Origin of the sequence: Micromonospora craterilacus, assembly GCF_003236315.1 — a bacterium.
Lineage (GTDB): Bacteria > Actinomycetota > Actinomycetes > Mycobacteriales > Micromonosporaceae > Micromonospora > Micromonospora craterilacus.
Genome location: NZ_POTY01000014.1, coordinates 14,648 through 37,778 on the forward strand (window position 1 = coordinate 14,648; position 23,131 = coordinate 37,778).

The 23,131-nt window shown below is 71.0% G+C and carries 19 protein-coding genes; 11 read left to right on the forward strand and 8 right to left on the reverse strand.

Annotation, left to right across the window (positions count from 1 at the left end):
* Positions 1-113 precede the first annotated feature (113 nt).
* The gene (gyrB, locus tag C1I95_RS04260; RefSeq protein ID WP_111212443.1) at positions 114-2,060 is read right to left on the reverse strand and encodes a DNA topoisomerase (ATP-hydrolyzing) subunit B; all 1,947 of its coding nucleotides are present in this window, start codon (positions 2,058-2,060) and stop codon (positions 114-116) included.
* Positions 2,061-2,586: 526 nt separating this feature from the next.
* Between gyrB and C1I95_RS04265 the strand changes: the two genes are divergently transcribed.
* Entirely contained in the window at positions 2,587-3,168 is a 582-nt protein-coding gene (locus C1I95_RS04265) for a hypothetical protein (protein ID WP_111212444.1), read from the forward strand.
* Between the two features lie 73 nt (positions 3,169-3,241).
* On the opposite strand, the gene C1I95_RS04270 is transcribed toward C1I95_RS04265, so the two are convergent.
* The 5 genes from C1I95_RS04270 to dnaA all read right to left on the reverse strand — a co-directional run bounded on the left by C1I95_RS04270 (position 3,242) and on the right by dnaA (position 9,657).
* Positions 3,242-3,859 carry a DciA family protein gene (locus tag C1I95_RS04270; RefSeq protein WP_438941281.1) on the reverse strand — a complete coding sequence of 206 codons (618 nt, stop codon included), beginning with the start codon at positions 3,857-3,859 and terminating at the stop codon, positions 3,242-3,244.
* Entirely contained in the window at positions 3,849-4,982 is a 1,134-nt protein-coding gene (gene recF / locus C1I95_RS04275; RefSeq protein WP_111212446.1) for a DNA replication/repair protein RecF, read from the reverse strand. Before recF ends, C1I95_RS04270 begins: the two co-directional genes overlap by 11 nt.
* A 15-nt stretch (positions 4,983-4,997) precedes the next feature.
* On the reverse strand, positions 4,998-5,870 hold the full coding sequence (gnd, locus tag C1I95_RS04280; protein ID WP_111212447.1) for a phosphogluconate dehydrogenase (NAD(+)-dependent, decarboxylating): 873 nt from the start codon (positions 5,868-5,870) through the stop codon (positions 4,998-5,000).
* A gap of 42 nt (positions 5,871-5,912) precedes the next feature.
* A complete protein-coding gene (dnaN, locus tag C1I95_RS04285; protein WP_111212448.1) occupies positions 5,913-7,046 on the reverse strand; it encodes a DNA polymerase III subunit beta in 1,134 nt (377 codons plus the stop codon).
* 781 nt (positions 7,047-7,827) lie between these two features.
* Entirely contained in the window at positions 7,828-9,657 is a 1,830-nt protein-coding gene (gene dnaA, locus C1I95_RS04300) for a chromosomal replication initiator protein DnaA (protein ID WP_111212450.1), read from the reverse strand.
* Between the two features lie 631 nt (positions 9,658-10,288).
* Here dnaA and rpmH point away from each other — a divergent pair.
* The 9 genes from rpmH to C1I95_RS36145 all read left to right on the forward strand — a co-directional run bounded on the left by rpmH (position 10,289) and on the right by C1I95_RS36145 (position 19,587).
* The gene (gene rpmH / locus C1I95_RS04305; protein WP_007073824.1) at positions 10,289-10,426 is read left to right on the forward strand and encodes a 50S ribosomal protein L34; all 138 of its coding nucleotides are present in this window, start codon (positions 10,289-10,291) and stop codon (positions 10,424-10,426) included.
* Positions 10,427-10,461: 35 nt separating this feature from the next.
* Positions 10,462-10,875, forward strand: a complete 414-nt coding sequence (gene rnpA, locus C1I95_RS04310) for a ribonuclease P protein component (RefSeq protein ID WP_111212467.1) — start codon at positions 10,462-10,464, stop codon at positions 10,873-10,875.
* A gap of 44 nt (positions 10,876-10,919) precedes the next feature.
* On the forward strand, positions 10,920-11,159 hold the full coding sequence (gene yidD, locus C1I95_RS04315) for a membrane protein insertion efficiency factor YidD (RefSeq protein ID WP_233513358.1): 240 nt from the start codon (positions 10,920-10,922) through the stop codon (positions 11,157-11,159).
* A 3-nt stretch (positions 11,160-11,162) separates the two neighbouring features.
* Positions 11,163-12,137, forward strand: coding sequence for a membrane protein insertase YidC (gene yidC / locus C1I95_RS04320; protein WP_111212452.1), 975 nt, complete (start codon positions 11,163-11,165; stop codon positions 12,135-12,137).
* Between the two features lie 212 nt (positions 12,138-12,349).
* Complete coding sequence (locus tag C1I95_RS04325) at positions 12,350-12,937, forward strand: Jag family protein (protein ID WP_111212468.1); 588 nt, start codon at positions 12,350-12,352, stop codon at positions 12,935-12,937.
* 136 nt (positions 12,938-13,073) lie between these two features.
* A complete protein-coding gene (gene rsmG, locus C1I95_RS04330; RefSeq protein ID WP_438941282.1) occupies positions 13,074-13,829 on the forward strand; it encodes a 16S rRNA (guanine(527)-N(7))-methyltransferase RsmG in 756 nt (251 codons plus the stop codon).
* A 311-nt stretch (positions 13,830-14,140) separates the two neighbouring features.
* On the forward strand, positions 14,141-15,448 hold the full coding sequence (locus C1I95_RS37075) for a ParA family protein (protein ID WP_111212453.1): 1,308 nt from the start codon (positions 14,141-14,143) through the stop codon (positions 15,446-15,448).
* Positions 15,449-15,475: 27 nt separating this feature from the next.
* Positions 15,476-16,480, forward strand: a complete 1,005-nt coding sequence (locus C1I95_RS04340; protein ID WP_111212454.1) for a ParB/RepB/Spo0J family partition protein — start codon at positions 15,476-15,478, stop codon at positions 16,478-16,480.
* Between the two features lie 2,216 nt (positions 16,481-18,696).
* Positions 18,697-19,587, forward strand: coding sequence for a hypothetical protein (locus C1I95_RS36145; protein WP_438941283.1), 891 nt, complete (start codon positions 18,697-18,699; stop codon positions 19,585-19,587).
* A gap of 258 nt (positions 19,588-19,845) precedes the next feature.
* On the opposite strand, the gene C1I95_RS04355 is transcribed toward C1I95_RS36145, so the two are convergent.
* Both C1I95_RS04355 and C1I95_RS04360 read right to left on the reverse strand, forming a co-directional pair.
* The gene (locus C1I95_RS04355) at positions 19,846-20,835 is read right to left on the reverse strand and encodes a D-alanine--D-alanine ligase family protein (RefSeq protein WP_111212470.1); all 990 of its coding nucleotides are present in this window, start codon (positions 20,833-20,835) and stop codon (positions 19,846-19,848) included.
* An 8-nt stretch (positions 20,836-20,843) separates the two neighbouring features.
* Positions 20,844-22,157: an aminotransferase-like domain-containing protein gene (locus tag C1I95_RS04360; protein WP_111212455.1), complete on the reverse strand. Its 1,314-nt coding sequence runs from the start codon at positions 22,155-22,157 to the stop codon at positions 20,844-20,846.
* A 307-nt stretch (positions 22,158-22,464) separates the two neighbouring features.
* Between C1I95_RS04360 and C1I95_RS04365 the strand changes: the two genes are divergently transcribed.
* Complete coding sequence (locus C1I95_RS04365; protein WP_111212456.1) at positions 22,465-23,130, forward strand: GNAT family N-acetyltransferase; 666 nt, start codon at positions 22,465-22,467, stop codon at positions 23,128-23,130.
* Position 23,131: the final 1 nt, after the last annotated feature.

Sequence of the window (23,131 nt, forward strand, 5' to 3'; positions counted from 1 at the left end):
CTGAGAGTCGTTTTCGTGCTGTGGATAACGGCTGTGGAAACCGGCCAAGCTGTGGATAACTCTGTGGACCGGCAGCCGGGTCGGATCGGTCACCCGCCCGGCTGCCGAAACCATCAGATGTCCAGGAACCGGACGTCCTTGGCGTTGCGCTGGATAAACGAGCGCCGGGCCTCGACGTCCTCACCCATCAGCACGCTGAACAGCTCGTCGGCGGTTGCCGCGTCGTCCAGGGTGACCTGACGCAGGGTACGCGTGGCCGGGTTCATCGTGGTCTCCCACAGCTCCGGGTAGTTCATCTCGCCAAGACCCTTGAACCGCTGGATGTCGTCCGGCCTGGCGTTCGGCTTCTTCTGCTGGCGCAGCGCGATCAGCCCGTCGCGCTCCCGGTCGGAGTACGCGTACTGCGCGTCGTCGCCCTTCCTGTTCCACTTGATCTTGTAGAGCGGCGGGGCGGCCAGGTAGACGTGCCCCAACTCGACCAGCGGGCGCATGAAGCGGAACAGCAGGGTGAGCAGCAGCGTCTGGATGTGCTGGCCGTCGACGTCGGCGTCGGCCATCAGCACAACCTTGTGGTAGCGCAGCTTCTCCATGTCGAAGTCGTCGTGGATGCCGGTGCCCAGCGCGGTGATCAACGCCTGCACCTCGTTGTTCTTCAGCACCCGGTCGATCCGGGCCTTCTCCACGTTGAGGATCTTGCCGCGGATCGGCAGGATCGCCTGGGTACGCGGGTCACGACCCTGCTTGGCCGAGCCGCCCGCCGAGTCACCCTCGACGATGAACACCTCGGACTCGCGCGGATCGGTGGACTGGCAGTCGGCCAGCTTGCCCGGCATCGAGCCGGACTCCAGCAGCGACTTGCGCCGGGCCAGCTTGCGCGCCTGCTGGGCGGCGATCCGAGCCCGGGCGGCCTGGGACGCCTTGGTGATGATGATCTTCGCCTCGGCCGGGTTGCGGTCCAGCCAGTCGACCAGCCACTCGTTGCAGACCCGCTGCACGAAGCTCTTCACCGGGGTGTTGCCCAGCTTGGTCTTGGTCTGTCCCTCGAACTGCGGGTTCGCCAGTTTGACGGAGATGATCGAGGCAAGTCCCTCGCGGATGTCCTCGCCGGAGAGCTTCTCGTCGCCCTTGAGCAGCTTCTTGTCCGCGCCGTACCGGTTGACCACGCTGGTCAACGCGGCCCGGAAGCCTTCCTCGTGGGTGCCACCCTCGTGGGTGTTGATGGTGTTGGCGAAGGTGTAGACCGACTCGCCGTACGACTCGTTCCACTGCATGGCGATCTCGACCGACATGCCCTCCTCCTCGGCGCCGAACTCGACCACCGTCTTGTGGATCGGGGTCTTCGAGGCGTTGAGGTGGCGGACGAAGTCGGCGATGCCGCCCGCGTAGCAGAAGGTGACCTCGCGGGTCTTGCCTTCCTCGCCCTCCGAGACCCGCTCGTCGAGCAGGCGGATGGTGAGGCCGCGGTTGAGGAAGGCCATCTCCTGCAGACGCCGGTAGATGGTCTGGAAGTCGAAGTCGACGGTCTCGAAGACGTCGGGGTCGGGCCAGAAGGCGACCGCCGAGCCGGTGATGTCGGTCGGCTCGCCCTTCTCCAGCGGGGTCGGCTTGGAGTGGTCGTACCGCTGCCGCCAGACGAAGCCGTCCTTGTGGATCTCCACTGCCATCTTGGTGGAGAGGGCGTTGACGACCGAGACGCCGACACCGTGCAGACCGCCGGAGACGGCGTACGCCTTGCCGTCGAACTTGCCGCCGGCGTGCAGCACGGTCAGCGCCACCTCGACGCCCGGCTTCTTGAGCTTGGGATGCAGGTCGACCGGGAAGCCACGACCGTTGTCGGTGACCCGGACCCCACCGTCGGCGAGCAGCACCACGTCGATCGTGTCGCAGTGACCGGCCAGCGCCTCGTCCACCGCATTGTCGACGACCTCCCACACCAGGTGGTGCAGGCCACGCTCGCCGGTCGACCCGATGTACATGCCGGGCCGCTTGCGGACCGCCTCCAGCCCTTCGAGGACGGTGATCGACTCGGCGCCGTACTGCTGATTGTCCTGCGCTGCCACCCTCGGCCACTTTCTTGCGCCGTCCGCACTGTCAGGCACGTCGGGCGCGGGTTCGGCGGACAGGACGCGACGTCGGCACGCGGACCAGCACCGGGGACAATTCCGGGGTACGGGTCGAACGCGCCGGTCGCCGCGGATGCCCGCGGATCGCGATCGGCTCGACCCGAGTCGGACGGATGATCGCGGGCCCGCACCGGACCCGTGACCCGTCACTCCGCACCGGGTCTTCGTCTCACGCCAATCTTACTGTGCGCGGGCGATAGAACCACCACTCGGCACCCCTTCGCGGCGGCTCAGATGTACGTAGCGGCCCGAACCGCGCTGTCCGCGACTCCCCCTACACGCCAAGGCATGATCACCGGATCCGTCGCGTGACGGCGACGCCATCCGGCCGTACGGTGACCGTCGGGACCGGCCCGCCGGGCGATCCCGGTACGTCGGGTTGGTTGCCGGCCTTGATCTTTCACGCCCGGAACCGGACGATCGACCCGATCGACTCGAACCGCCCGTTGAGAGGTGACACCAGATGGGGCTGGACAACGTCGCGGTCCAGTGGCCGCGGACCGGCCGCTTCTACGACCCGGTCGCACCGGCCGAGTTCGTCGACTTCGGCGATATCGTCGACGTGCCGGGAATCTCGGCACCGACCGCCGCGCTCGCCGAGCTGATCGCGAAGACAGGCACGGTCCGGGCCACCGCGTACACCGAGGTGGTGGATCTGATCCTCGGGCTGGACGGTGTGCTCTACGCCACCGAGGCCGCCGCCGAGGACGAGGACCCGGTCATCGACCCCGACGGGTGCGCCTGGATCGCCGGCGGCATCGAGCGGTTCGTGGCCGCGCACCGCCCGCACGGGGAGGCGGTCACCTTCGACTCGGTCGGCACCGTGCTGCGCTCGCTGCTCGCCGACGGCCGCCTGGCCGAGCAGCAGCTGCGCTGGCTGGACAGCCGGCTGGACGCCCTCCGTGACGACAGCGGTGCCGCGCCGCAGTGGACCTTCACCTGCGCCGAGCTGAGCGTGGTCGCCGCGTTCTACCGGCGCTGCGCCGATCGCGGCTTCGCGGTGTACGCCGAGTCGGCCGCGCCGCGCCGGGCACCCCAGACCTGACCGGCGGCCTCCGGCCGGCCCGCCCCAGCCCCTCGCTCGCCGCCGGCATGCGGTGCGGGCCCGGCCTGGCGGATCAGCCGTAGGTGTCGCGGGGGCCCCGGCCGCGTACCCGGCGGGGGCCCCGGGACCAGGACGGCGCGGCCGGCCCGTGGATGTGCAACTTGCGCACCACGTTGTGGCCTACCTCACGGCCGATCTGCTGCAACAGCGAGCCGGCCAGCAGGCGCAGTTGGGTCGCCCAGGCGGTGGAGCGGGCCTCCACGGTCAGTTCGCCGTTCTCCAGCTTCACCGGCCGGCTGTGCTGAGCCACCTCGGGGCCGACCACCCGCTCCCAGGCGCCGAAGACGGTCGCCTCGGCGGCCGGCTGCTGCCAGCCACGGGCCTTCACCAACCGATCCAGCACCGCGCCGAGCGGCTGCGGATCGCGCGGGTCCGGCCCCGGGCCGGAGTAGCCGCGCAACCGACGTTCGCCGCCCTCGCCACCGGCCGTGCCGCGGCGCCGGGGCCGTCCCGCCGCCTCCCGCCGGGCCTTGGCCGCGTCCAGCACCGCACGCGCCAACTGCGGCCCGGACACCCCCTCCGGTCCGTCGGGGGCCGAGCCGGCGTCGGCGGTCACCTCAACCGCGTCGCCGCTGTCGCCGGTGCCGGTTCGTGGGCTGGGACGGCCTGGCCGCTGCGGCTTATCCGACACGGCGCACCGTCCCCTCGGCCACCTCGTACCGGGCACCCCGCAGGGCGGCCGGCACATCGTCGGCGACTGCGCACGTCACCAGCAACTGGCTCGCCCCGCCGACCAGTTCGGCCAGCCGGTCCCGCCGCCCGGCGTCCAGCTCGGCGAAGACGTCGTCGAGCACCAGCACCGGTTCGATGCCGTCGCTGCGGAGCAGGTCGTAGCCGGCCAGCCGGAGGGCGAGCGCGTACGACCAGGATTCGCCGTGGCTGGCGTACCCCTTGGCGGGCAGCGGGCCGAGGCTGAGGGTGAGATCGTCGCGGTGCGGGCCGACCAGGGTGGTGCCCCGCTCGATCTCGGCGGAGCGGGACTCCTCCAGCGCCGCGGCGAGCACCGCCGCGAGGGCCGCCCGGTCGGTGGTGGGCTCGGCCAGTTCCACCGACGGCCGGTACGCGATCCCCGCCGCGCCGCGTCCGGCCGCCACCGCGTCGTACGCCTTGGCCACGTGCGGGGTCAACGCGGCGACCAGTTCCAACCGGCCGGCGAGCAGTTCGGCACCGTGTCGGGCCAGGTGGGTGTCCCACACCGCCAGCGTCGACAGGTCACCGCCCCGGGACCCGCCGGTCTTACGGGCCAGGTACGCGGTGCGCAGCAGCGCGTTGCGTTGCTTGATCACTCGGTCGTAGTCGGCTCGGACGCCCGCGTACCGGGGCTGACGCAGCACCAGCAGATCGTCGAGATAGCGACGACGCTCGGCCGGGTCGCCCCGGACGAGTTCGAGATCCTCCGGGGCGAAGAGCACCAGCCGCAGCGCGCCGAGCACGTCCCGGGCCCGGCGGGCCGGAGATCGGCCGAGCCGGGCCCGGTTGGCCTTACCCGGCACGATCTCCAGCTCGACCAGCAGCTCCCGGCCCTCGTGCAGCACCGCGCACCGGATCACCGCCGCGCCGGCGCCCATCCGGACCAGCGGCGCGTCCGTCGCGACCCGGTGCGAGTCCAGCGTCGCCACGTAGCCCAGCGCCTCGACCAGGTTGGTCTTGCCGACGCCGTTGGCCCCGATCAGGACGTTCGGCCCCGGTTCGAGGTCGACGCCGACCCGCTCGTACGAGCGGAAGTCGACCAGTTCGAGCCGGCGGACGTACACGGGGGCCAGTGCCGGTCAGCGCTTGCGGACGGCGTGCCCGCCGAACTGCTGACGCAGCGCGGAAACGGCCTTCAGCGCCGGCGATTCGTCCTGCCGGGAGGCGAACCGGGCGAACAACGAAGCGGTGATGACGTTGAGCGGTACGGCCAGCCGGACCGCCTCGTCGACCGTCCAGCGGCCCTCGCCGGTGTCCTCGGTGTAGTCGCTCAGCTGGGTCAGCTCCGGGTCCTCGTCGAGCGCCCGGTCGAGCAGGTCCAGCAGCCAGGAGCGGACCACGGTGCCCTCCCGCCAGGACTTGATCACACCCGGTACGTTCGTCACCAGCTCGGAGGCGGCCATCAGCTCGTAGCCCTCCGCGTAGGCGTGCATCAGGCCGTACTCGATGCCGTTGTGCACCATTTTCGCGTAGTGGCCGGCACCGACCGGGCCGGCGTGCACGAAGCCGAACTCGCCCTCGGGCTTGAGCGCGTTGAAGATCGGCATAAGCCGCTCGACATGCTCCTGGGCACCGCCGACCATCAGGCCGTAGCCGTTCTGCCGGCCCCAGACACCGCCGGACACGCCCACGTCGACGTAGCCGATGCCGCGCTCGTTGAGCCGTACCGCCCGGGGGGCGTCGTCACTGAACCGCGAGTTGCCGCCGTCGATGATCAGGTCGCCCTCGCCGAGCACCTCGGCCAGCTCGTCGATGGTCTTGTCGGTGACGGCGGCCGGCACCATCACCCACACCGCCCGCGGCGCATCCAGCTTGTCGGCCAGTTCGGCCGCGCTTGCGACGTCGCTCAGCTCCGCGTTGTGGTCCAAACCGACCACCTCGTGACCGGCGGCGCGCAACCGCTCGCGCATGTTGCCGCCCATCCGGCCGAGCCCTACCAGGCCGAGCTGCATCTCTTTCTTACCTTTCGTTGGTACGGGTGTGCTCTGCCGATCTCAGCGGGAAACGCGGATCGGCATGATGAGGTACCGGTACCCAGGGATGAGCTCGCCATCCTCCCCGGCGGGGGAAATCACCGCGGGCTTGAAGGCGTCGACGAACTGCAACACGGCGAACTGGGACCCGAGGTTGGCCAGCCCGTCGATGAGGTACTGCGGGTTGAAACCGATGGTCAGCGGCTCGCCGGTGAAGGTCGCCTCCATGGCCTCGCTGGCCCGCGCCTCCTCGGTGCCGCCGGCCTCGACCACCAGGCCGTCGGCGCTGAAGCTGAGCAGCACCGGCGTGGTCCGCTCGGCCACCAGGGCGACCCGCTTGACCACCTCAATGAGGGTGCTGACCGGCACCCGGGCGTCGGCGTTGTGGGTTGCCGGAAAGAGCGAACGCACCGGCGGGTAGTTGGCGCCGTCGAGCAGGCGGCTGGTGGTCCGCCGGGTGCCGCCGGAGAAACCGATCATTCCTTCGCCGGCCGAGCCCTGGGACAGGGCCAGGGTGACCTGGCCGCCGAGCGGGCCGAGGGTCTTGGCGGTGTCGTTGAGCGTGCGCGCCGGCACCAGCGCGTTGATGCTGATCTCCGGGTCGTCCGGGTTCCACTCCATCTCGCGCAGGGCCAGCCGGTAGCGGTCGGTGGCGAGCATGGCCAGCGAGCCGCCGGACAGCTCGACGCGTACGCCGGTCATCATCGGCAGCGTCTCGTCCCGGCTGGCCGCGATCGCCACCTGGGCCACCGCGGCGGCAAAGGCGGCCGCGTCGACGGTGCCGGCGCTCTCCGGCATCTCGGGCAGCGTCGGGTAGTCCTCCACCGGCATGGTGGGCAGGGTGAACCGGGCGCTGCCACAGACCAGTTCGAGGTGTGCTCCCACCGCGGCGATGTCGACCGGCTTGGCGGGCAGCGCCTTGGTGATCTCGGCCAGCAGGCGCCCGGAGACCAGCGCGGCACCGTCGGCGTCGCCCTGCACCTCCACGGTCACCTGGCTGGAGACTTCGTAGTCGAAGCCGGAGACCTGCAGGCTGCCGTCGGTGACGCGAAGCATCACGCCGGCCAGCACCGGTACGGACGGCCGGTTGGGCAGACTCTTCGCGGTCCAGGCCACGGCCTCGGCGAGCGCGTCGCGCTCCACTCGGAACTTCATCAATGCCTCCGCGTCGACGTCGACGTCGTCAACTCTCTCATGCCGGCCGCTGCCCACCGACCCGCCTGGCGTGCGGGTACCCATCGCACCTTAGGGCGCGAGGGTATCGGCTGTGCGCCCGACCCCGTGGATCGTGTCGCTGCTGACGGTTCCTCCGGCAGCAGTCGGCCGATCCACAGGAAGTCCAACGGTGATGATTGGTTTTCGTTCTTTTAGAAGAGATAACTCATCGTCTTCATCGCACCTGTGCAAACTGTGGAGAACCCGCGTCAGGGCAGGTCAGACAGGTTATCCACCGGTGGTTTTGCTGTGGAGAACCAGGGGTAAAACCCGGCTGGTGGTCCACAGCCTGCCCTCGTGCACCGGGTTGTCCACCGTCGTCCACCGGTTGTCCACCGGTAATCCACCGACTTTCTCCCCAACCCTGTGGATCGACGCGGCCGCCTCGGACGCCGTCATCCCCAGAACCTTCAACAGGTCGCCCACAGGCCGGCCGTCGTCGGTGGACAGAGCGGTCGGTTGTCCCCAGCCATCCCCAGGCGTCCACAGCGTTGTCCCCAGGGTTTCTCCACAGGCTGTGGGTAACCGGACGCCGACGGAGCGTGGTTGTCCACCGTCGGTGGAAAACGAGCTGTGGACAACGAGCGTGGACGTGAGCGGACACGCCTCCGATGGTGTGGTCTACACCTCGTCGAGAGTCAACCGCGGGGTACGAAAAAGCCCGGCCGGTACTCCGGCCGGGCCCTCGGTGGCGGCGCGCGCCGCGACCTGAAGCCGTCGCTCAGGTGTTCTGCTTGATCCGGTTGGTCAGCTCGGCGATCTGGTTGTAGAGAGACCGCCGTTCGGCCATCTGCTGACGGATTTTGCGGTCGGCGTGCATGACGGTGGTGTGGTCCCGGCCGCCGAACGCCTGGCCGATCCGGGGCAGCGACAGGTCGGTCAGCTCGCGACACAGGTACATGGCGACCTGGCGGGCGTTGACCAGTACCCGGGAGCGGGAGTGCCCGCGCAGATCCTCCAGGCTGACGCCGAAGTAATCGGCGGTGGAGACCATGATCTGGTCGGCGGTGATCTCCGGGCCGGTGCCGTCCGGGATGAAGTCCCGCAGCACCTCCTCGGCCAGCGACAGCTCCACGTTCGAGCGGGTCAGGCTGGCGAAGGCGGTGACCCGGATCAGCGCCCCCTCCAGTTCCCGGATCGAGTTCGACACCCGGGAGGCGATGAACTCCAGCACGTCCGGTGGGGCGTACAGGCGCTCCTGGGCGGCCTTCTTCTGCAGGATCGCGATTCGGGTCTCCAGGTCCGGCGGCTGGATGTCGGCGAGCAGCCCCCACTCGAACCGGGTACGCAGCCGGTCCTCCAGCGTCGCCAGCTGCTTAGGCGAGCGGTCGGAAGTGATCACGATCTGCTTGTTGGCGTTGTGCAGCGTGTTGAAGGTGTGGAAGAACTCCTCCTGGGTCCGCTCGCGGTTCTCCAGGAACTGGATGTCGTCGATCAGCAGGATGTCGACGTCGCGGTAGCGGCGCTGGAAGGCACTGGTCTTGTCGTCCCGCAGCGAGTTGATGAAGTCGTTGGTGAACTCCTCGGTCGAGACGTACCGGACCGAGCGGGCGTTGCCCAACGTGGTGGCGTAGTGCCCGATGGCGTGCAGCAGGTGGGTCTTGCCCAAGCCGGAGCTGCCGTAGATGAACAGCGGGTTGTACGCCTTCGCCGGCGACTCGGCCACCGCGACGCTCGCCGCGTGCGCGAAGCGGTTCGAGGAGCCGATGACGAATGTCTCGAACATGTACTTCGGGTTGAGCCGGTTGCCGCCGCTGTCCGCGCCCGCCGGCAGCCGCCGGTCGTCCCTGGGGCGGTGATCCGCGCCACTGCGGCCGGGCCCGCTGTCGGTGCCGCCGTCGGTCGGCAGGGCCCGGATGACGTGCTGGTCCCGGGGTGAGACACCGGGCTCCTCGCGGAACCGGGTGCCGAAGCCGCGCGGGCCGGCCGGCGGCGGGTCCAGGCGCCCGGGGTGATCGGTGAATCCGACACCGGGCCGTCGGGTCGTCTCCGCCGAGCGGTCGGACGGCCGAGCCGGCTCGCCGAACGCCGTGCCGAAGAGGGTCTCCTGGCCGTCGGCCACGGGCGGGCCCGGGCGGGGGCCGCCCTCGGCCGCCGCTGTGTCCGGGGCCGGCCGGTCGAATCGGCCCGGGTGCGGCTGCTCGGGGATGAGCGGGAGTTGCTGCCGGCCGCCGCCGGCCGCCGCGTCCGGATCCGCCGCCAGGCCGTCGAAGCCGACCGGCCCGCCGTCGTGCTCGCCGGGGCCGGCTTCGGGTGCGGCGCGGTAGACCGTGCCCGTGGCGCGGTTGTCCTCGGGTGCGCGGACCGTCACCGCGACCTGGATCGGCCGGCCCAACCGGCGGGTGAGCGCCTCGGTGATGGCCGGCCGCAACCGCGACTCGATCACGTCCCGGGTGAAGGCGTCCGGCACCGACAGCAGAGCGGTGTCCTCGACGATGGCCCGCAGTCGGGTCAGCCTCAGATACGCCCGCTGTTGCGCGGAGATGATCTCGTCGGCGAGTTCGTCCGTGGTCGCCGTCCACACCGCGGCAAGGTCGGTCGTACCGGCCACCGTCGTGCCACCCCCTCGCCTCTGCTCCCGGACGCCGCCGTCCCCCGGCCGTTCCGGGGGCTTTCGTACCGAGCGGGCGTGATCTCTCGCCCACCCGGCCGCGCCACCGGCCGTCCTCCACAAGTTATCCACAGCCTGTGTACCGACCGATTGTGGCCGCCCACCGGGCGCGGGTCGGACCTGCCCCCTGCCGTGGCCGGGCGCTGAAGCGGGTTCACCGTGCCGAACGATTCACTACCGTGTCCGGTCTTGCCTGCCGGCGACATCCCGGACCTGGAGACGCTGACCGCAATCGGGCACGGTAACAGCGTTGTCGCCGCATCATCAACCGTCGACGCGCCTGGCCCCTTGTCGGCATCAGTGAAAACCACCGCTTCGGTCGCCCTGCGCCGCAGCTCTCGGCCCAGGTGGGGCGGTTTGACGCTGATTGCACCCGGACCTAGGCTGGAGGGGCTGCTCTCACGCCCTCTGCTAGGGTGATGGGTGCTTGCTGTCCATGGTCGCTCTCCCCGCAATGCCGGGGTGACGCGCCGCCCGGGCAGCACCGATCGGGGCCACCACAGCGGCGGCCTGGACCACCACGATCCCGGCGATCCCTCGCCCGGGGCCGTCCGACAACGGAGAGCCTGACGTGAGCAAGCGCACCTATCAGCCGAACAACCGCCGGCGCGCGAAGACCCACGGCTTCCGGCTGCGCATGCGCACCCGGGCCGGCCGCGCCATTCTTTCGACCCGTCGCGCCAAGGGTCGCGCCCGCCTGTCGGCCTGAGGCCGACCGGGTCCGCTCTGCGGGACGTGGCAGTCGTGCTGGCAGCCGCGCAGCGACTGCGGCGCAGTAGCGACTTCGCCGCAGCGGTTCGCGGTGGCCGTCGGGCCGGTCGGGGCACGCTGGTCGTCCACCTGACCCTGCCGGGCACATCCGAAGCCGTAGACGTAGCGCCGAAGCCGGCGCGGGGCGGTGCGGAGGAAGAATCCGCACCGGTCTCCCGCGCCGGCTTCGTGGTTTCCAAGGCTGTCGGGCCCGCGGTGGTCCGGAACAAGGTCCGCCGTCGGTTGCGGCATCTGGTCCGGGAACGGCTTGCCGCCCTGCCGGCCGGAAGCACCCTCGTCGTACGCGCCCTGCCGGCGGCGGCCGACGCGCCGTACCAGCGGCTCGGGGTCGACCTGGACGCTGCGCTCGCCGCTGCCCGGTCCGGCCGAGGGCGGCGGTCGCGGTGAGCGGTGAGCGGACACCACCCCGCCCGGCTACCCCGGGTGCCCGGATGCTGACCCTGCCCATCATCGCGTACCGTCGGTGGATAAGTCCGGCGCTGCCGGCCCGCTGTCGGTTCTACCCGTCGTGCAGCGCGTACGCCCTCGAGGCGGTAGCCCGGCACGGTGCGCTCAGGGGAACCGGTCTGGCGGTCCGGCGGCTGTCGCGCTGCCACCCATTCAATCCTGGTGGATACGACCCGGTGCCGGAGCCGGGCAGCCGCCGATCTGCCGACGTGACTGGAGCCTGAGAATTGAGTCTCGACTGGATCTACTACGCGATCTCGTGGATCCTGCTGGCCTGGCATTCGGTCTGGGACGCCATCGGGATTCCGGACACCACGGTCCTCGGCACCACCTGGGGCTGGATCCTGGCCATCGTCTTCCTGGTGGTCACCGTCCGGGTGATCCTCTTCCCGGTCTTCGTCAAGCAGATCAAGTCGCAGCGGGCGATGCAGGCGCTCCAGCCTCAGGTGAAGGCGCTACAGGAGAAGCACAAGGGTGACCGGGAGACGCTCCAGAAGGAAATGATGGAGCTCTACCGGAAGGAAAAGGCCAACCCGCTGATGGGCTGCCTTCCGATGTTCCTCCAGATCCCGGTCTTCCTCGGCCTCTTCCACGTGCTCAAGCGCCTCGACCCGGCCAACCAGGGCAAGACCCTTTACGGATGGACGGTCAGCCAGTTCGAGAGCGCCTCGGCCGCCAAGCTCTTCACCGCACCGATTGCCGGCAAGTTCGGGTCGACCGCCGACGAGCTGGCGCGTCTCGGCGCCAACGGCACCACCGTCAAGATCATGGCCGGCGTCCTGGTGCTGGTGATGATGGGCACCACCTACCTGACCAGCCGTCAGATGATCCTCAAGACCGGTTGGGCGGAGGACCCGCAGCAGCGGATGATTCAGCGCCTGATGCTCTACGGCATCCCGCTGTCGCTGCTGATCTCCGGCGCGATCTTCCCGATCGGTGTGATCATCTACTGGGTCACCAACAACCTCTTCACCCTCGGCCAGCAGCAGTGGGTGCTGCGGAAGTTCCCGCCGCCGGTGACGGCGACCAGCAAGCCGGGCACCTCGGGCCGTAACGGGACGCAGCCGACGAAGTCCCTGTTCGGTCGGGGCAAGCCCGCCCCGGTGCCGCCGAAGCCGGCTGCGCCGAAGGTCGCCGGCCCGAAGCCGGGTGCCAAGCCGGCCAATCCGAAGAAGGGCCGCCCCGCCAAGCGGCAGGGCTGAATCGTCCGGGCCGCCGCTGGGAAACCGGCGGCGGCCCGTTGCGCACCGTGCAGCCGCCGAAAGGCCCGGCGCCGGTGTGGGAAGCGCCGCGCATGACGCGGCAGACGGGCGAGACTGCCCTACAGACGTGCCCGCGGGCACCGGCGACGTCCCGCCGGCCGCGGGAAACCAGCGGACCCGAGGTCCGGCCGAGCGAGTACGGAGATGACACCGTGACCGACACCAGCATCCCCCGCGCTGACCAGCCCCTGGACGACGACGAGCCGACCGCGGCGGCTCCGGTCGACGGCGAGTCGGCGGAGAACGACGCGGAATCGGCGCCGAGCAAGGCCGCTGGCGAGGGCGACCTGTTCCGGCAGAGTGAGATCGCGGCCGACTACGTCGAAGGGCTGCTCGACATCCTCGACTACGACGGTGACATCGACGAGCTGGTGTCGGGCGGGCGGCCGGTGGTCGAGGTGGTCGGCGGCCGCCTGCAGAGCCTGGTCGGTCAGCGCGGTGCCACCCTGGAGGCGCTCCAGGAGCTGGCTCGGCTCGCGGTCTTCCGGCAGACCGGCTCGCCGAGCCGGCTGCTGCTCGACGTCGGTGGCTACCGGGCCAACCGCCGCAAGGAACTCGCCGCAGTAGCCCGGAACGCCGTCGAGAAGGTCAAGGAGCACGGCGAGCTGGTTCGGCTGGAGCCGATGTCGGCCTTCGAGCGTAAGTGCGTCCACGACGTGGTCAACGCGATCGACGGGGTGGAGAGCGAGTCCGAGGGCGTCGAGCCCAACCGGCGCATCGTCGTCCGCCCCACGGACTGAACGGGTGACCCGAGACGACATCACGGGTGGTGCCCCGTCCGGCCCGGGTGGTACGCCGCCCGGGCCGTCGGCTGTCCCGCCCGGATCTTCCGAGCCGGCCGGTTCGGCGCTGCCATCCGGATCTCCCGAGCCCGCCATGCCACCGTCGCGACTGCCGTCCAGCGGGCCGCTGCCGGCACTGGATCCGGCCATGGCGGTGTTGCCGCCCGAACTGGCCGAGGCCGCTCAGCGCCTCTTCGGTGACCGCCTCGACCTTGCCGCCGGGTACGCCGAACTGCTGGCCACCGACGGCGTGGTGCGAGGGCTGATCGGCCCCCGCGAAGCGCCCCGGATCTGGGACCGTCACCTGCTGAACTGCGCGGCGGTCGCCGAGCTGATTCCGCCGGGCGCGACCGTGCTCGACGTGGGATCCGGGGCGGGACTGCCGGGGTTGGTACTCGCCATCGCCCGGCCCGACCTCACCGTGACGCTGATCGAGCCGTTGGCCCGCCGGACCGCCTTCCTTCAGGAGACCGTGGACGCACTGGCGCTGGACGGGGCGGTCCAGGTGCTCCGGGGACGGGCCGAGGAGGCAGCCGCCGGGCCGGACCCGGTGCACGGCGACGTGGTCACCGCCCGGGCGGTCGCGCCACTGGACCGGCTCGCCGCGTGGTGCCTGCCCCTGGCCGTACCGGGCGGGCGCCTGGTCGCCCTGAAGGGCGCCTCGGCGGCGGAGGAGATCACCGAGCATGCCGCAGCGGTGCACCGGCTCGGTGGCGGGGATCCCGTGCTGCGCCGGTGTGGCGAGGGGATCGTGGATCCGCCGACCACCGTGGTCGAGATCGTTCGGGAGCGGGTGGTCGGCCCGAAGCCCAGAGCGTCGTCGAAGAAGTCCCGGGCGCGCCGACGGTGACTTGTGCCCGGCCGGGCCCGGCAGCGACGCGCGCCGGGCCCGGCCGCGGCCTCCCGTCAGACGTGGGTGAGGTGCCCCCGCGCGGTCTGATCACCCTCGTGTCGCAGGGTTTCGGCCGGCGGGTTGCGAACCCGACGTGGACCGGCAACGCCCATGCGCCGTAGGCTGACCGCGCGTCGATAGTGTGGAGCGGGCGGTGATGGATGTCCTCCGGGACGACCGCTCCCGCCGGGCGGTACCTCTGCGGACAGCACGCGAGTGGCCCGGTTGACGGATGCGGACCGACCATCCGAAGCGGGCAGGGATGACAGGTGCATGACGACGGCAGGTATGACGATCCGCGCGTGACCGGGTCGGCGGGCGACCCTGTTTCACGTGAAACCGACTACCCGAGTTGGCAGCCTTCCGAGGCATCACAGAGCCCGTCGGAGCCCGGCCGGGACGCACCCACGTCGGGCGCTCCATGGCCGCCGGCTCCCGAATCGTCGTCAGGCCAGGACGCTTCCGACCCGGTCGGTCGACCCACCAACGCCACTCCCGAGGCGCGAGTGATCCCGATCGGGCGGAACGCCTCTGCCTCCGTACGGTTCGAGGCCGCGCCACCACCACCGCACCAGCAGGCGCCCGGGGTGGTACCGGATCTCCGACCGGCGTCCGACACGCCCGCGCCGCCGGCCGGGCCCTACGAACCGGCCGCCACCGAGGCCGCGTACGTTTCACGTGAAACTCCGACGCGCGAAGAGGATGACCCACCGTTGGCTATGGAGGCGATGCGCGCCGTGCAGATCCTGAACCCAAGTGGCGAGGTGACTATGCCTCGGCCGGAGCGGACCCGGGTCATGTGCGTCGCGAACCAGAAGGGCGGCGTGGGCAAGACCACGACCACGGTGAACCTGGCGGTGGCGCTCGCGCTGCACGGTAACCGGGTGCTCGTGGTCGACCTTGACCCACAGGGCAACGCCTCTACCGGGCTGAACGTGCCGCACCACACCGGTGTGCCGGACGTCTACGACTGCCTGATCAACAGCGTTCCGCTGGCGGACGTGGCCCAGGCGGTCGAGGGCATCCCCAATCTCTGGTGCGTGCCGGCCACCATCGACCTGGCCGGCGCGGAGATCGAGTTGGTGTCCGTGGTGGCCCGCGAGTCACGGCTGGACCGGGCCATCGCTGCCTACCCTGGGCACTTCGACTACGTCTTCATCGACTGCCCGCCGTCGCTCGGCCTGCTGACGGTGAACGCGTTGGTGGCGGCCCAGGAGGTGCTCATCCCCATCCAGTGCGAGTACTACGCGCTCGAGGGGCTGAACCAGCTCATCAACAACATCAACTTGGTCCGCCAGCACCTCAACCCGCGGCTCGAAGTCTCCACGATCCTGCTCACCATGTACGACCGGCGTACCCGGCTAGCAGACGCGGTCGAGCAGGACGTCCGGAACCACTTCGGCGACAAGGTGCTCCAGGCGGTGATCCCGCGCAACGTCCGGGTCTCCGAGGCACCCAGCTACGGCCAGTCGGTGATGACCTACGATCCCGGATCGCGGGGGGCAACGAGCTACTTCGAGGCCGCCCAGGAGATTGCAGAGCGGGGCGTCAAGGAGCCGGTGAGCCGGAATGCGTAGTGCGTACGAGGCGCTGGGAGGCGTGGCATGAAGAACCGTCCTCGGGGTGGTCTGGGACGGGGCCTGGGGGCGCTTATCCCGACCGGGCCGGCTCCGGATGCTGGCGCTGGTGCCGGCACGATCACGGCCGAGGCGAGCGGGGTCGCCGTACCGGCGGCTGTGGCACCGACGCCGGCTGCGGTCAGCACGGCTGAGCCGATGCTCAGCCCGGTGCCCGGCGCACGCTTTGCCGAGATCCCGGTCGACTCGATCGTGCCCAACCCCAAGCAGCCTCGGCACGTCTTCGACGAGGAGGCCCTGGAGGAGCTGAAGACCTCCATCCAGGAGGTCGGCTTTCTTCAGCCGATTGTGGTGCGGCAACTCGATGACGAGAAGTTCGAGCTCGTCATGGGCGAGCGGCGGTGGCGGGCCGCGCAGGCCGTCGGCCGGGAGAACATCCCGGCGATCGTGCGCGACACCCGCGACGACGCCATGCTGCGGGACGCGCTGTTGGAGAACATCCATCGGGCGAACCTGAACCCGTTGGAAGAGGCCGCCGCCTACCAGCAGTTGCTGGAGGAGTTCGGCGCCACCCACGAGGAACTGGCGCGTCGGATCGGCCGCAGCCGGCCGCAGATCTCGAACACCATCAGACTGCTGAACCTGCCGGCCCAGGTGCAGCGGCGCGTGGCCGCCGGGGTGCTCTCCGCGGGGCACGCTCGGGCGCTGCTCAGCTTGGAGGATTCGGAGACGCAGGAACAGCTCGCGCTCCGGATCGTCGCCGAGGGCCTGTCGGTCCGGGCGACCGAGGAGATCGTTGCGCTCGCCCTGAGCGAGGGACCGAGTAAGAAGGAGTCGGCGAAGCGCCGGCCGAAGCCACACGCCCCCGCACTGAACGATCTCGCCGATCGGCTCTCCGACCGTTTCGACACCCGCGTGAAGGTCGATATCGGGCGGAGCAAGGGCAAGATCACCATCGAGTTCGCCACGGTCGACGACCTGGAGCGGATCGTCGGCATCATCGGGGTCGAGCAGGAGGAGCCGGAAGGCTGAACCGCTCGGAGACCTGACGGCTCTGACGGCCGCGCCCTCGCATCGCGAGCGCGCGGCCGTTTCGTCGCTGGGTGACTCTTCCCCCGCCCGCTCGCCCGAGCTTGCTGCCGGGGCCGGGCACCGTCGGCACCGCCGCCCGTGGTCGTCCTGAGTAAGACGGTCGGCCCGGGATTGCCGGCGGGTTGGCCCGCTCATCGGAGCGCACATTGCCGGCAGCAGGCTCGCGGAGCGCGCCGCGAACCGGCCGTCGTGGCGCGAGGCCGTCGCGGCGGCCGTAGGCGGTGTCGAACCGAACGGACGGAGCGCGGGCACCCAGCGGGATCGTCGGCCTTGTACTGACCGATACCCTGGCGCAGCGATGGCCCAGCCGGTGCCAGTGAGCACGCCGCCGTGCCGGGCGCCAGGCAGGCACCGCCGTAGCCCGCTCTAGCGGCTCACCCGCGGCCTACCGCCCCAATGGGATGGTAGGGAGAGGGCCCGGCGGGTTTGGTGGGCCTACCGGCTCACCCGGCCCGGTAATGGCCAGGATTGGTCTGGTGAGCCGGGTGGCCTAGTGGTCTGGCTAACCGGTGCGGTCCGGCCGCCCGGGTGAGTCCGGCGACCGGGGTGAGGCCGGCCATCGGGGTGAGGCCGGCGACCGGGGTGAGGCCGGCGACCGGGGTGAGGCCGGCGACCGGGGTGAGCTGGCGGCCGGGGTGAGGCCGGCGGCGCCGCACATTGCCTGGCACTCGCGCGACGGTTGACCGGCAGCGCGGACCCTTCATTTCGGCAGCGGTGTGGGGCAGTTGACCGACTGCGGCACGGACCCGCTTGGCGTCGGCACGGGGTGGTTGTCCGCTGTGGGCTGGCACGGGTGCAGCTGCGGCTGGCCCGGTGGAATCGAGGAGACTGCGCTCCTGGTGGTTCAGCCCTCCCGCTGGCAGGCTGCGGATCCAGGGTGGCCTCGTTTCACGTGAAACACGCCAGCCTTGCGCCATCCACGGGCCCCGGCCCATGTACGCCCCGCCTCAAGCCACGCGTTAAGCCCACGCGTTAAGCCCGCGCGTTAAGCCCGCGTGTGAAGGCCGCGCCTCATGCGCGCCGCCGGATGCAGGCCGCCGGATACGCACCGCCCGATGCGCGCCGCCGGATGCGGCCGCCTCATGTTGGCGCGGCGCCAACCGGCCCCGCCGGACGCTTGACCGCGCTGCGCATGCCAGCCGGTGTGAAACAGCCCCACGACTAAGGGCTCGGCTTCAACGGCCGCAAACTCTGGTGCTGGCCTCACGTCCTGCAGGGATGGTGCCGGAGATCAGCTCGTCCGCAAGAAGTACGCCCGGCACCCCTCGGCGACCTTGACGGGAAGGCCCGCCGCCGCGCCGGCACCTGCCCGGCCAGCCGGGCAGCGCCGGCGTGAGCGGTTCAACTCGACACCGGCCGGCTCGCCATGCCTGTCACCGCGCCTTGCTCGCCGGCGTCTTACGCCGTCCGTGGTGCGACGTCCCGGCGCGGGCTGGCGGACGATCTCCCCGCCTCGACGAGTGTGCCTGGCCTTGTCGAGGGCACCGGGACAGCTCGACCTCCCGTCCGGCCGGTGGTCGGGTGCCGTCGCGGCAGCGGGTCGTCTTGGGGCGGGGAATGACACCAGCCGGGCTCTCCGACTGGCGGTGCGGCAGGGGGCCGGCGGGCGGCAGCATCACGGGCACCACGGGCCCTGTTTCACGTGAAACGAGACCGCTCCGACTTGGCTGTCGACCCGCGCGGAGCGACGCCACCAGCGCCCCGATGTTATCCACACCGGTTTTCCACAGGCCGTCGCCGTTTCACGTGAAACGAAAGGCTGAAACCCCTTGTTGAACCGTGGATGACAGCCAACTCAAGCCACCTCGGCGGCCTGTGGATAACCCTGGGGACAGTGGCTGGGCGGTCGACCGTCGGCCGTCCGAGCCTCCGTGAAACGGAACGTGATTCAGGTAGGGACAGCGGTGCTGGACTCCGTTAGGGTCAGCGTCGTGCACGAGACCCCTCCCTCAGTCCCGGACTTCACCCAGTGGCCGTCCTTTCCCTTCGAGGGTGACCTGCGGGTTAAGCAACTCGACGATCCGGTCGCGGTCGAACCGCCCCGCAAGGGCGAGGCCCACCGGGAATGCACCGCATGCCAGGCGCCCGACGACGCCTATATCTGGGTCGGCGACCGGTGGCGCGTACGCGCCATGGACCGTCCCACCGGCCTGCCGATGGTCCTCATCCTTGAATCGCGGTCGCACCTGGATCTTGGCGATCTACCCAACCTTCTCGCCGCCGAGTTGGGCGTGATGACGGTACGACTCGAACGGGCCATCCGTTCGCTGGACGGGGTGGCTCGGGTGCACGTGAACCGTTGGGGAGACGGGTCGGCCCATCTCCACATGTGGTTCCTGGCCCGCCCGTACGGACGACTCCAGCTCCGCGGGACCTTCCTCTCCCTCTGGGACTCGATCCTGCCGCCCATCTCCGAGGACAGCTGGCGAGAGAACCTGGCCCTGGTGGCTGCCTGGCTCGCCGAGTTCGGCGGACGGCCCCTGGCCGAGCCGCCCCGCATCCAGTGGCAGGCTCCGTCCAGCCTCGCCGCGCAGTCAGCTCCCGCCGAGGGGCAGACGCCGACCGAAGCAAGCCCGCCGGGCGGACGCCGTACTGCCGGCGGGTCGTTGCTGGAGGCGATCGGGGAGGGGGTCGAGCTACCCGACGAGCCGGGTGGTCCGGAGGAGTCCACGCCGACCGACGCTGTTCCGCCGGACGGGACCGCCAGCAACGCGCGGCCGGAAACCGGCTCGGAAGCGGCAGCAGAAGGCGACGAGCGTCGCGGTCGTCAGGGTGGCGGGGACGAGCGCACCTCGCCCGAGCAGGAGCCGGTAGTGCAAGCTCCCGCACCGGTCCGCCCCGTGCCCTCGCAGCGGGCGACCGCCGATGCGTCGGACCGGGACACGGAGACCGCCGACGCGGACGGGACCGCGAAAACCGCGGGCGCGGAGGCGGCGGCGCCGGCCACGAGCGCGGAGACGAATCCCGCCGACCGAAGCGTCGAGTCGCCGGCGGCCGGCGCGTCAGACGGCGCGGCCAGCCCGGTCGGCGGGCCGACCAACACCTGAGCGCGCGCCGCCCAACGGGTGTCGCGAGGACGGCAACAACGCTGACCGGGCGGCCGCCCGGTCACACCGCTTCTCAGGGCCGTTCGTCTAGGTGCGGACGGCCCTGAGAGCGTTCAGCCGTGGCTGGGCGGACGCAGGCGGGGTGCGCCGGGTGCAAACGCCCCGCAGAGACCGTCGGAACCGCGTGGCGGGTTCAGCCGACGACCAGAGGCGTTGAAGGTCTCCCGGACACCACGCCGGTATCCGGAAGGCGGTTCGTCAGCGAGCGGCGGCGCGGGCGACCAGGCCGCTGATCACGCGTCCGAAGTCCAGCCCGGCCGCCTGCACCGCGAGCGGTAGCAGCGACGTCTCGGTCATCCCCGGGGAGACGTTGACTTCCAGCACGTGCGGCTGACCGGCCGAGTCCACGATCAGATCGACCCGACTGAGGTCGCGGAGGCCGAGAGCGGTGTGGGCGGCCAACGCGACTTGGGCCACCGCCTCCGCCACCGATGGTTCCAGCCGGGCCGGTGTGTGCCAGGTGGTCCGGCCGGCGGTGTAGCGGGCGGCGTAGTCGTACACCCCGTTGCGCGGCACGATCTCGACCGGCGGCAGGGCCTGCGGTCCGTCACCCAGGTCGATGACGGAGACCGCCACGTCCATGCCGGGCACGTAGCGCTCCACGAGCGCGGTCGGGTCGTACGCGAAACAACCGACCATGGCGGCCGGCAGCGACGCGGCGTCCCGGACCACGGCGGCGCCGAGCCCCGAACCGCCCTGGGCCGGCTTCACCATCAACGGCAACCCCAACCGGTCGACGATGCGGTCCAGCACGGCCACCGCGCCCAGCTCGCTGAACCGGTCGTGCGGCAGCGCGACCCAGTCCGGGGTGGCGATGCCGGCCTCGCGGAGCACCGCCTTCGCCGATGGCTTGTCCCAGGCGAGCCGGGAGGTCCGTGCGTCGCACCCGACGTACGGGACGCCGCAGAGGTCGAGCACTCCGCGCAGCGACCCGTCCTCGCCGGTGGCGCCGTGCAGGGCGATCATCACGGCGTCGGGCGGATCGGCGGCCAGCGCCGGCAGCAGGGCGACGTCGGCGTCGCGCAGCTCGGCCTCCATCCCGACGGCCCGCAGCGCGTCGAGCACCCGACGGCCGGAGCGCAGCGACACGTCCCGCTCGTACGACAGGCCGCCGGCGAGCACGAGCACGTGCAGGTCTGAGGTGGCGGAACCGGACTCGACGGGTTCTTCGGCAGCGGTGGCACCCATGCCGGGCATCATGCCAAGTCAGGTCCCGGGGCGTCCGAGCCGGCCCGGCCACGCCGGGCGCCCGGCCCGCCGACCGCGCCGAACACCCGCCGCATGGCGATGTCCTGCTCCATGACGCTGGCCAATCGGCGGACGCCCTCCCGGATCCGCTCCGGCGCAGGGAACGAGAAGTTGAGCCGCATGTGGCCGTTGCCCGTGCCGTCGGCGTAGAAGCCGGTGCCCGGCACGTAGGCCACCCGGGCGGCGATGGCCCGGGGCATCATCGCCTTCGAGTCCAGACCGTCCGGCAGCGTCGCCCAGACGAAGAGACCGCCGCCGGGGGTGGTCCACCTGGTGCCGGCGGGCATCAGATCCGCCAGGGCGGCGAGCATCGCGTCCCGCCGCTCGCGGTAGACCTCCCGGTAGACCTTCAGCTGCTCGCGCCACGGCATCGTGCTGAGGTACGTGCTGACGGCTGACTGCGCGTACGCGCTGGGGCAGAGGATCTGCGCCTCGCTGGCAATCACCAGCTTGTCGCGTACGGCGTGCGGCGCGAGGATCCAGCCGACCCGCAGCCCCGGGGCGAAGGTCTTGGAGAAGGTGCTGAGGTAGAAAACCCCCTCGCGGCGACGCGCCCGCAGCGGCGCCGGCGCCTCCTCCTCGAAGCCCAACTGGCCGTACGGGTCGTCCTCGACGACCAGCAGGCCGGCGCGCTCGCAGATGTCGAGGACCCGCTCCCGCCGCTCCTCGGTCAGCGTCACGCCGGCCGGATTCTGGTAGGTCGGGATGGTGTAGAGGAACTTGACCCGCCGGCCCGCGCGGGCCTGGTCCGCGATGGCCGTCTCCAACGCCTCCGGGATCAGCCCGTCGTCATCCATCGGTACGTGCACGACCTGCGCCTGGGCGGCCTGGAACACCCCGAGCGCGCCGACGTAGGTCGGCCCCTCGGCGAGCACCACGTCACCCGGGTCGAGGAAGAGCCGGGCCACCAGGTCGAGCGCCTGTTGCCCGCCGACGGTCACCACCACGTCCTCCGGGGAGGCGCCGCAGGCGGCGTCGATGCCGGAGAGGGCCATCACCTCGCAGATCCGCTCCCGCAGCTCCAGGGTGCCCTGGCCGATGCCGTACTGCAGGGTGGTGGTGCCGTGCTCGGTGCCGAGCCGGCCGAGCATCTCACCGACGGCGTCCAGCGGGAGAGCGGCGATGTAGGGGGCGCCACCGGCGAGCGAGACCACCTCCGGCCGACTGGCGACTGCGAACAGCGCGCGGATCTCCGAGGCGGTCATCCCCCGCACCCGGCGGGCGTACCGGTCGGTGTAGTCGTCGAGTGTCGTGCCGGTCATGACATCACCTCGATGGCTGCTCGGGCGGCTCCCGTCCCGGATACCCGGGACACCGGCGACCATGGCGGCACGGCGCGCCGAGTGTCGATGGTAGCCGCCGCAGACCGCCCGGCGCGCCCTCGAATACGCCCGGGTCCACATGCCGGACCCGTGGCGGGCGCACCTGAGGTGGGCATTCGCGCGTCCTCTCCCGCGCCGCCGATCAACGGCGTACGATCGCTCGTCGGGGGCAGGAATGCGGGGGCAGGGATGCGGCGGTGCCGTCCGGGCCGGTCCCACTGCCGAGCCTAGTGTGGGGAAAGCGCCAATGTCGCGACGTCTGGTCAGCCTGACCCTGGACACCCTGGAGGACCTGCCCCGTCCGTGCCGGCAATGCGTCTACTGGGAGCTTGATCCGGTTTCGGCCGACCGTGCCTGCGCCGCCGGGGACCCGGGGCTGGAGAAGGAGGCGTGGGTCTCGCAGACCCTGCTGGAGTGGGGTTCCTGCGGCAAGCTGGTCTACGTCGACGGGATGCCGGCCGGCTTTGTCATGTACGCCCCGCCGGCCTACGTGCCCCGCTCGATGGCATTCCCCACCTCCCCGGTCTCCGCCGACGCGGCGCTGCTGATGACCGCGAACGTGGTGCCCGCTTTCTCCGGTGGTGGCCTCGGCCGGATGCTGGTGCAGGGGGTCGCCCGCGACCTGACCAAGCGTGGGATCAAGGCGATCGAGGCGTTCGGTGACGCCAAGTTCGGCGACGCCGCCGATCCGGCCGGCGCCTGCGTCGCGCCCGCCGACTTCTTCCTCTCGGTGGGCTTCAAGACCGTCCGTCCGCACCCCCGCTTCCCCCGGCTACGGCTGGAGCTGCGTACGGCGTTGAGTTGGAAGTCGGACGTCGAGTACGCGCTGGAGAAGCTGCTCGGCTCGATGAGCCCGGAGTCGCTGCTGCGCCCGGTCCGCCCCACCCCGGCCACTCGTTCCTCCGCCGGCTGAC

What these genes read in the sequence shown, in the direction of transcription:
- C1I95_RS04265 (WP_111212444.1), top strand. Translation starts at nt 2,587, where the DNA reads ATGGGGCTGGACAACGTCGCGGTCCAGTGGCCGCGGACCGGCCGCTTC.
- gnd (WP_111212447.1), bottom strand. Translation starts at nt 5,870, where the DNA reads ATGCAGCTCGGCCTGGTAGGGCTCGGCCGGATGGGCGGCAACATGCGC.
- dnaN (WP_111212448.1), bottom strand. Translation starts at nt 7,046, where the DNA reads ATGAAGTTCCGAGTGGAGCGCGACGCGCTCGCCGAGGCCGTGGCCTGG.
- yidD (WP_233513358.1), top strand. Translation starts at nt 10,920, where the DNA reads ATGCTGACCCTGCCCATCATCGCGTACCGTCGGTGGATAAGTCCGGCG.
- rsmG (WP_438941282.1), top strand. Translation starts at nt 13,074, where the DNA reads ATGCCACCGTCGCGACTGCCGTCCAGCGGGCCGCTGCCGGCACTGGAT.
- C1I95_RS04340 (WP_111212454.1), top strand. Translation starts at nt 15,476, where the DNA reads ATGAAGAACCGTCCTCGGGGTGGTCTGGGACGGGGCCTGGGGGCGCTT.
- C1I95_RS36145 (WP_438941283.1), top strand. Translation starts at nt 18,697, where the DNA reads ATGGTCCTCATCCTTGAATCGCGGTCGCACCTGGATCTTGGCGATCTA.
- C1I95_RS04355 (WP_111212470.1), bottom strand. Translation starts at nt 20,835, where the DNA reads ATGGGTGCCACCGCTGCCGAAGAACCCGTCGAGTCCGGTTCCGCCACC.
- C1I95_RS04360 (WP_111212455.1), bottom strand. Translation starts at nt 22,157, where the DNA reads ATGACCGGCACGACACTCGACGACTACACCGACCGGTACGCCCGCCGG.
- C1I95_RS04365 (WP_111212456.1), top strand. Translation starts at nt 22,465, where the DNA reads ATGTCGCGACGTCTGGTCAGCCTGACCCTGGACACCCTGGAGGACCTG.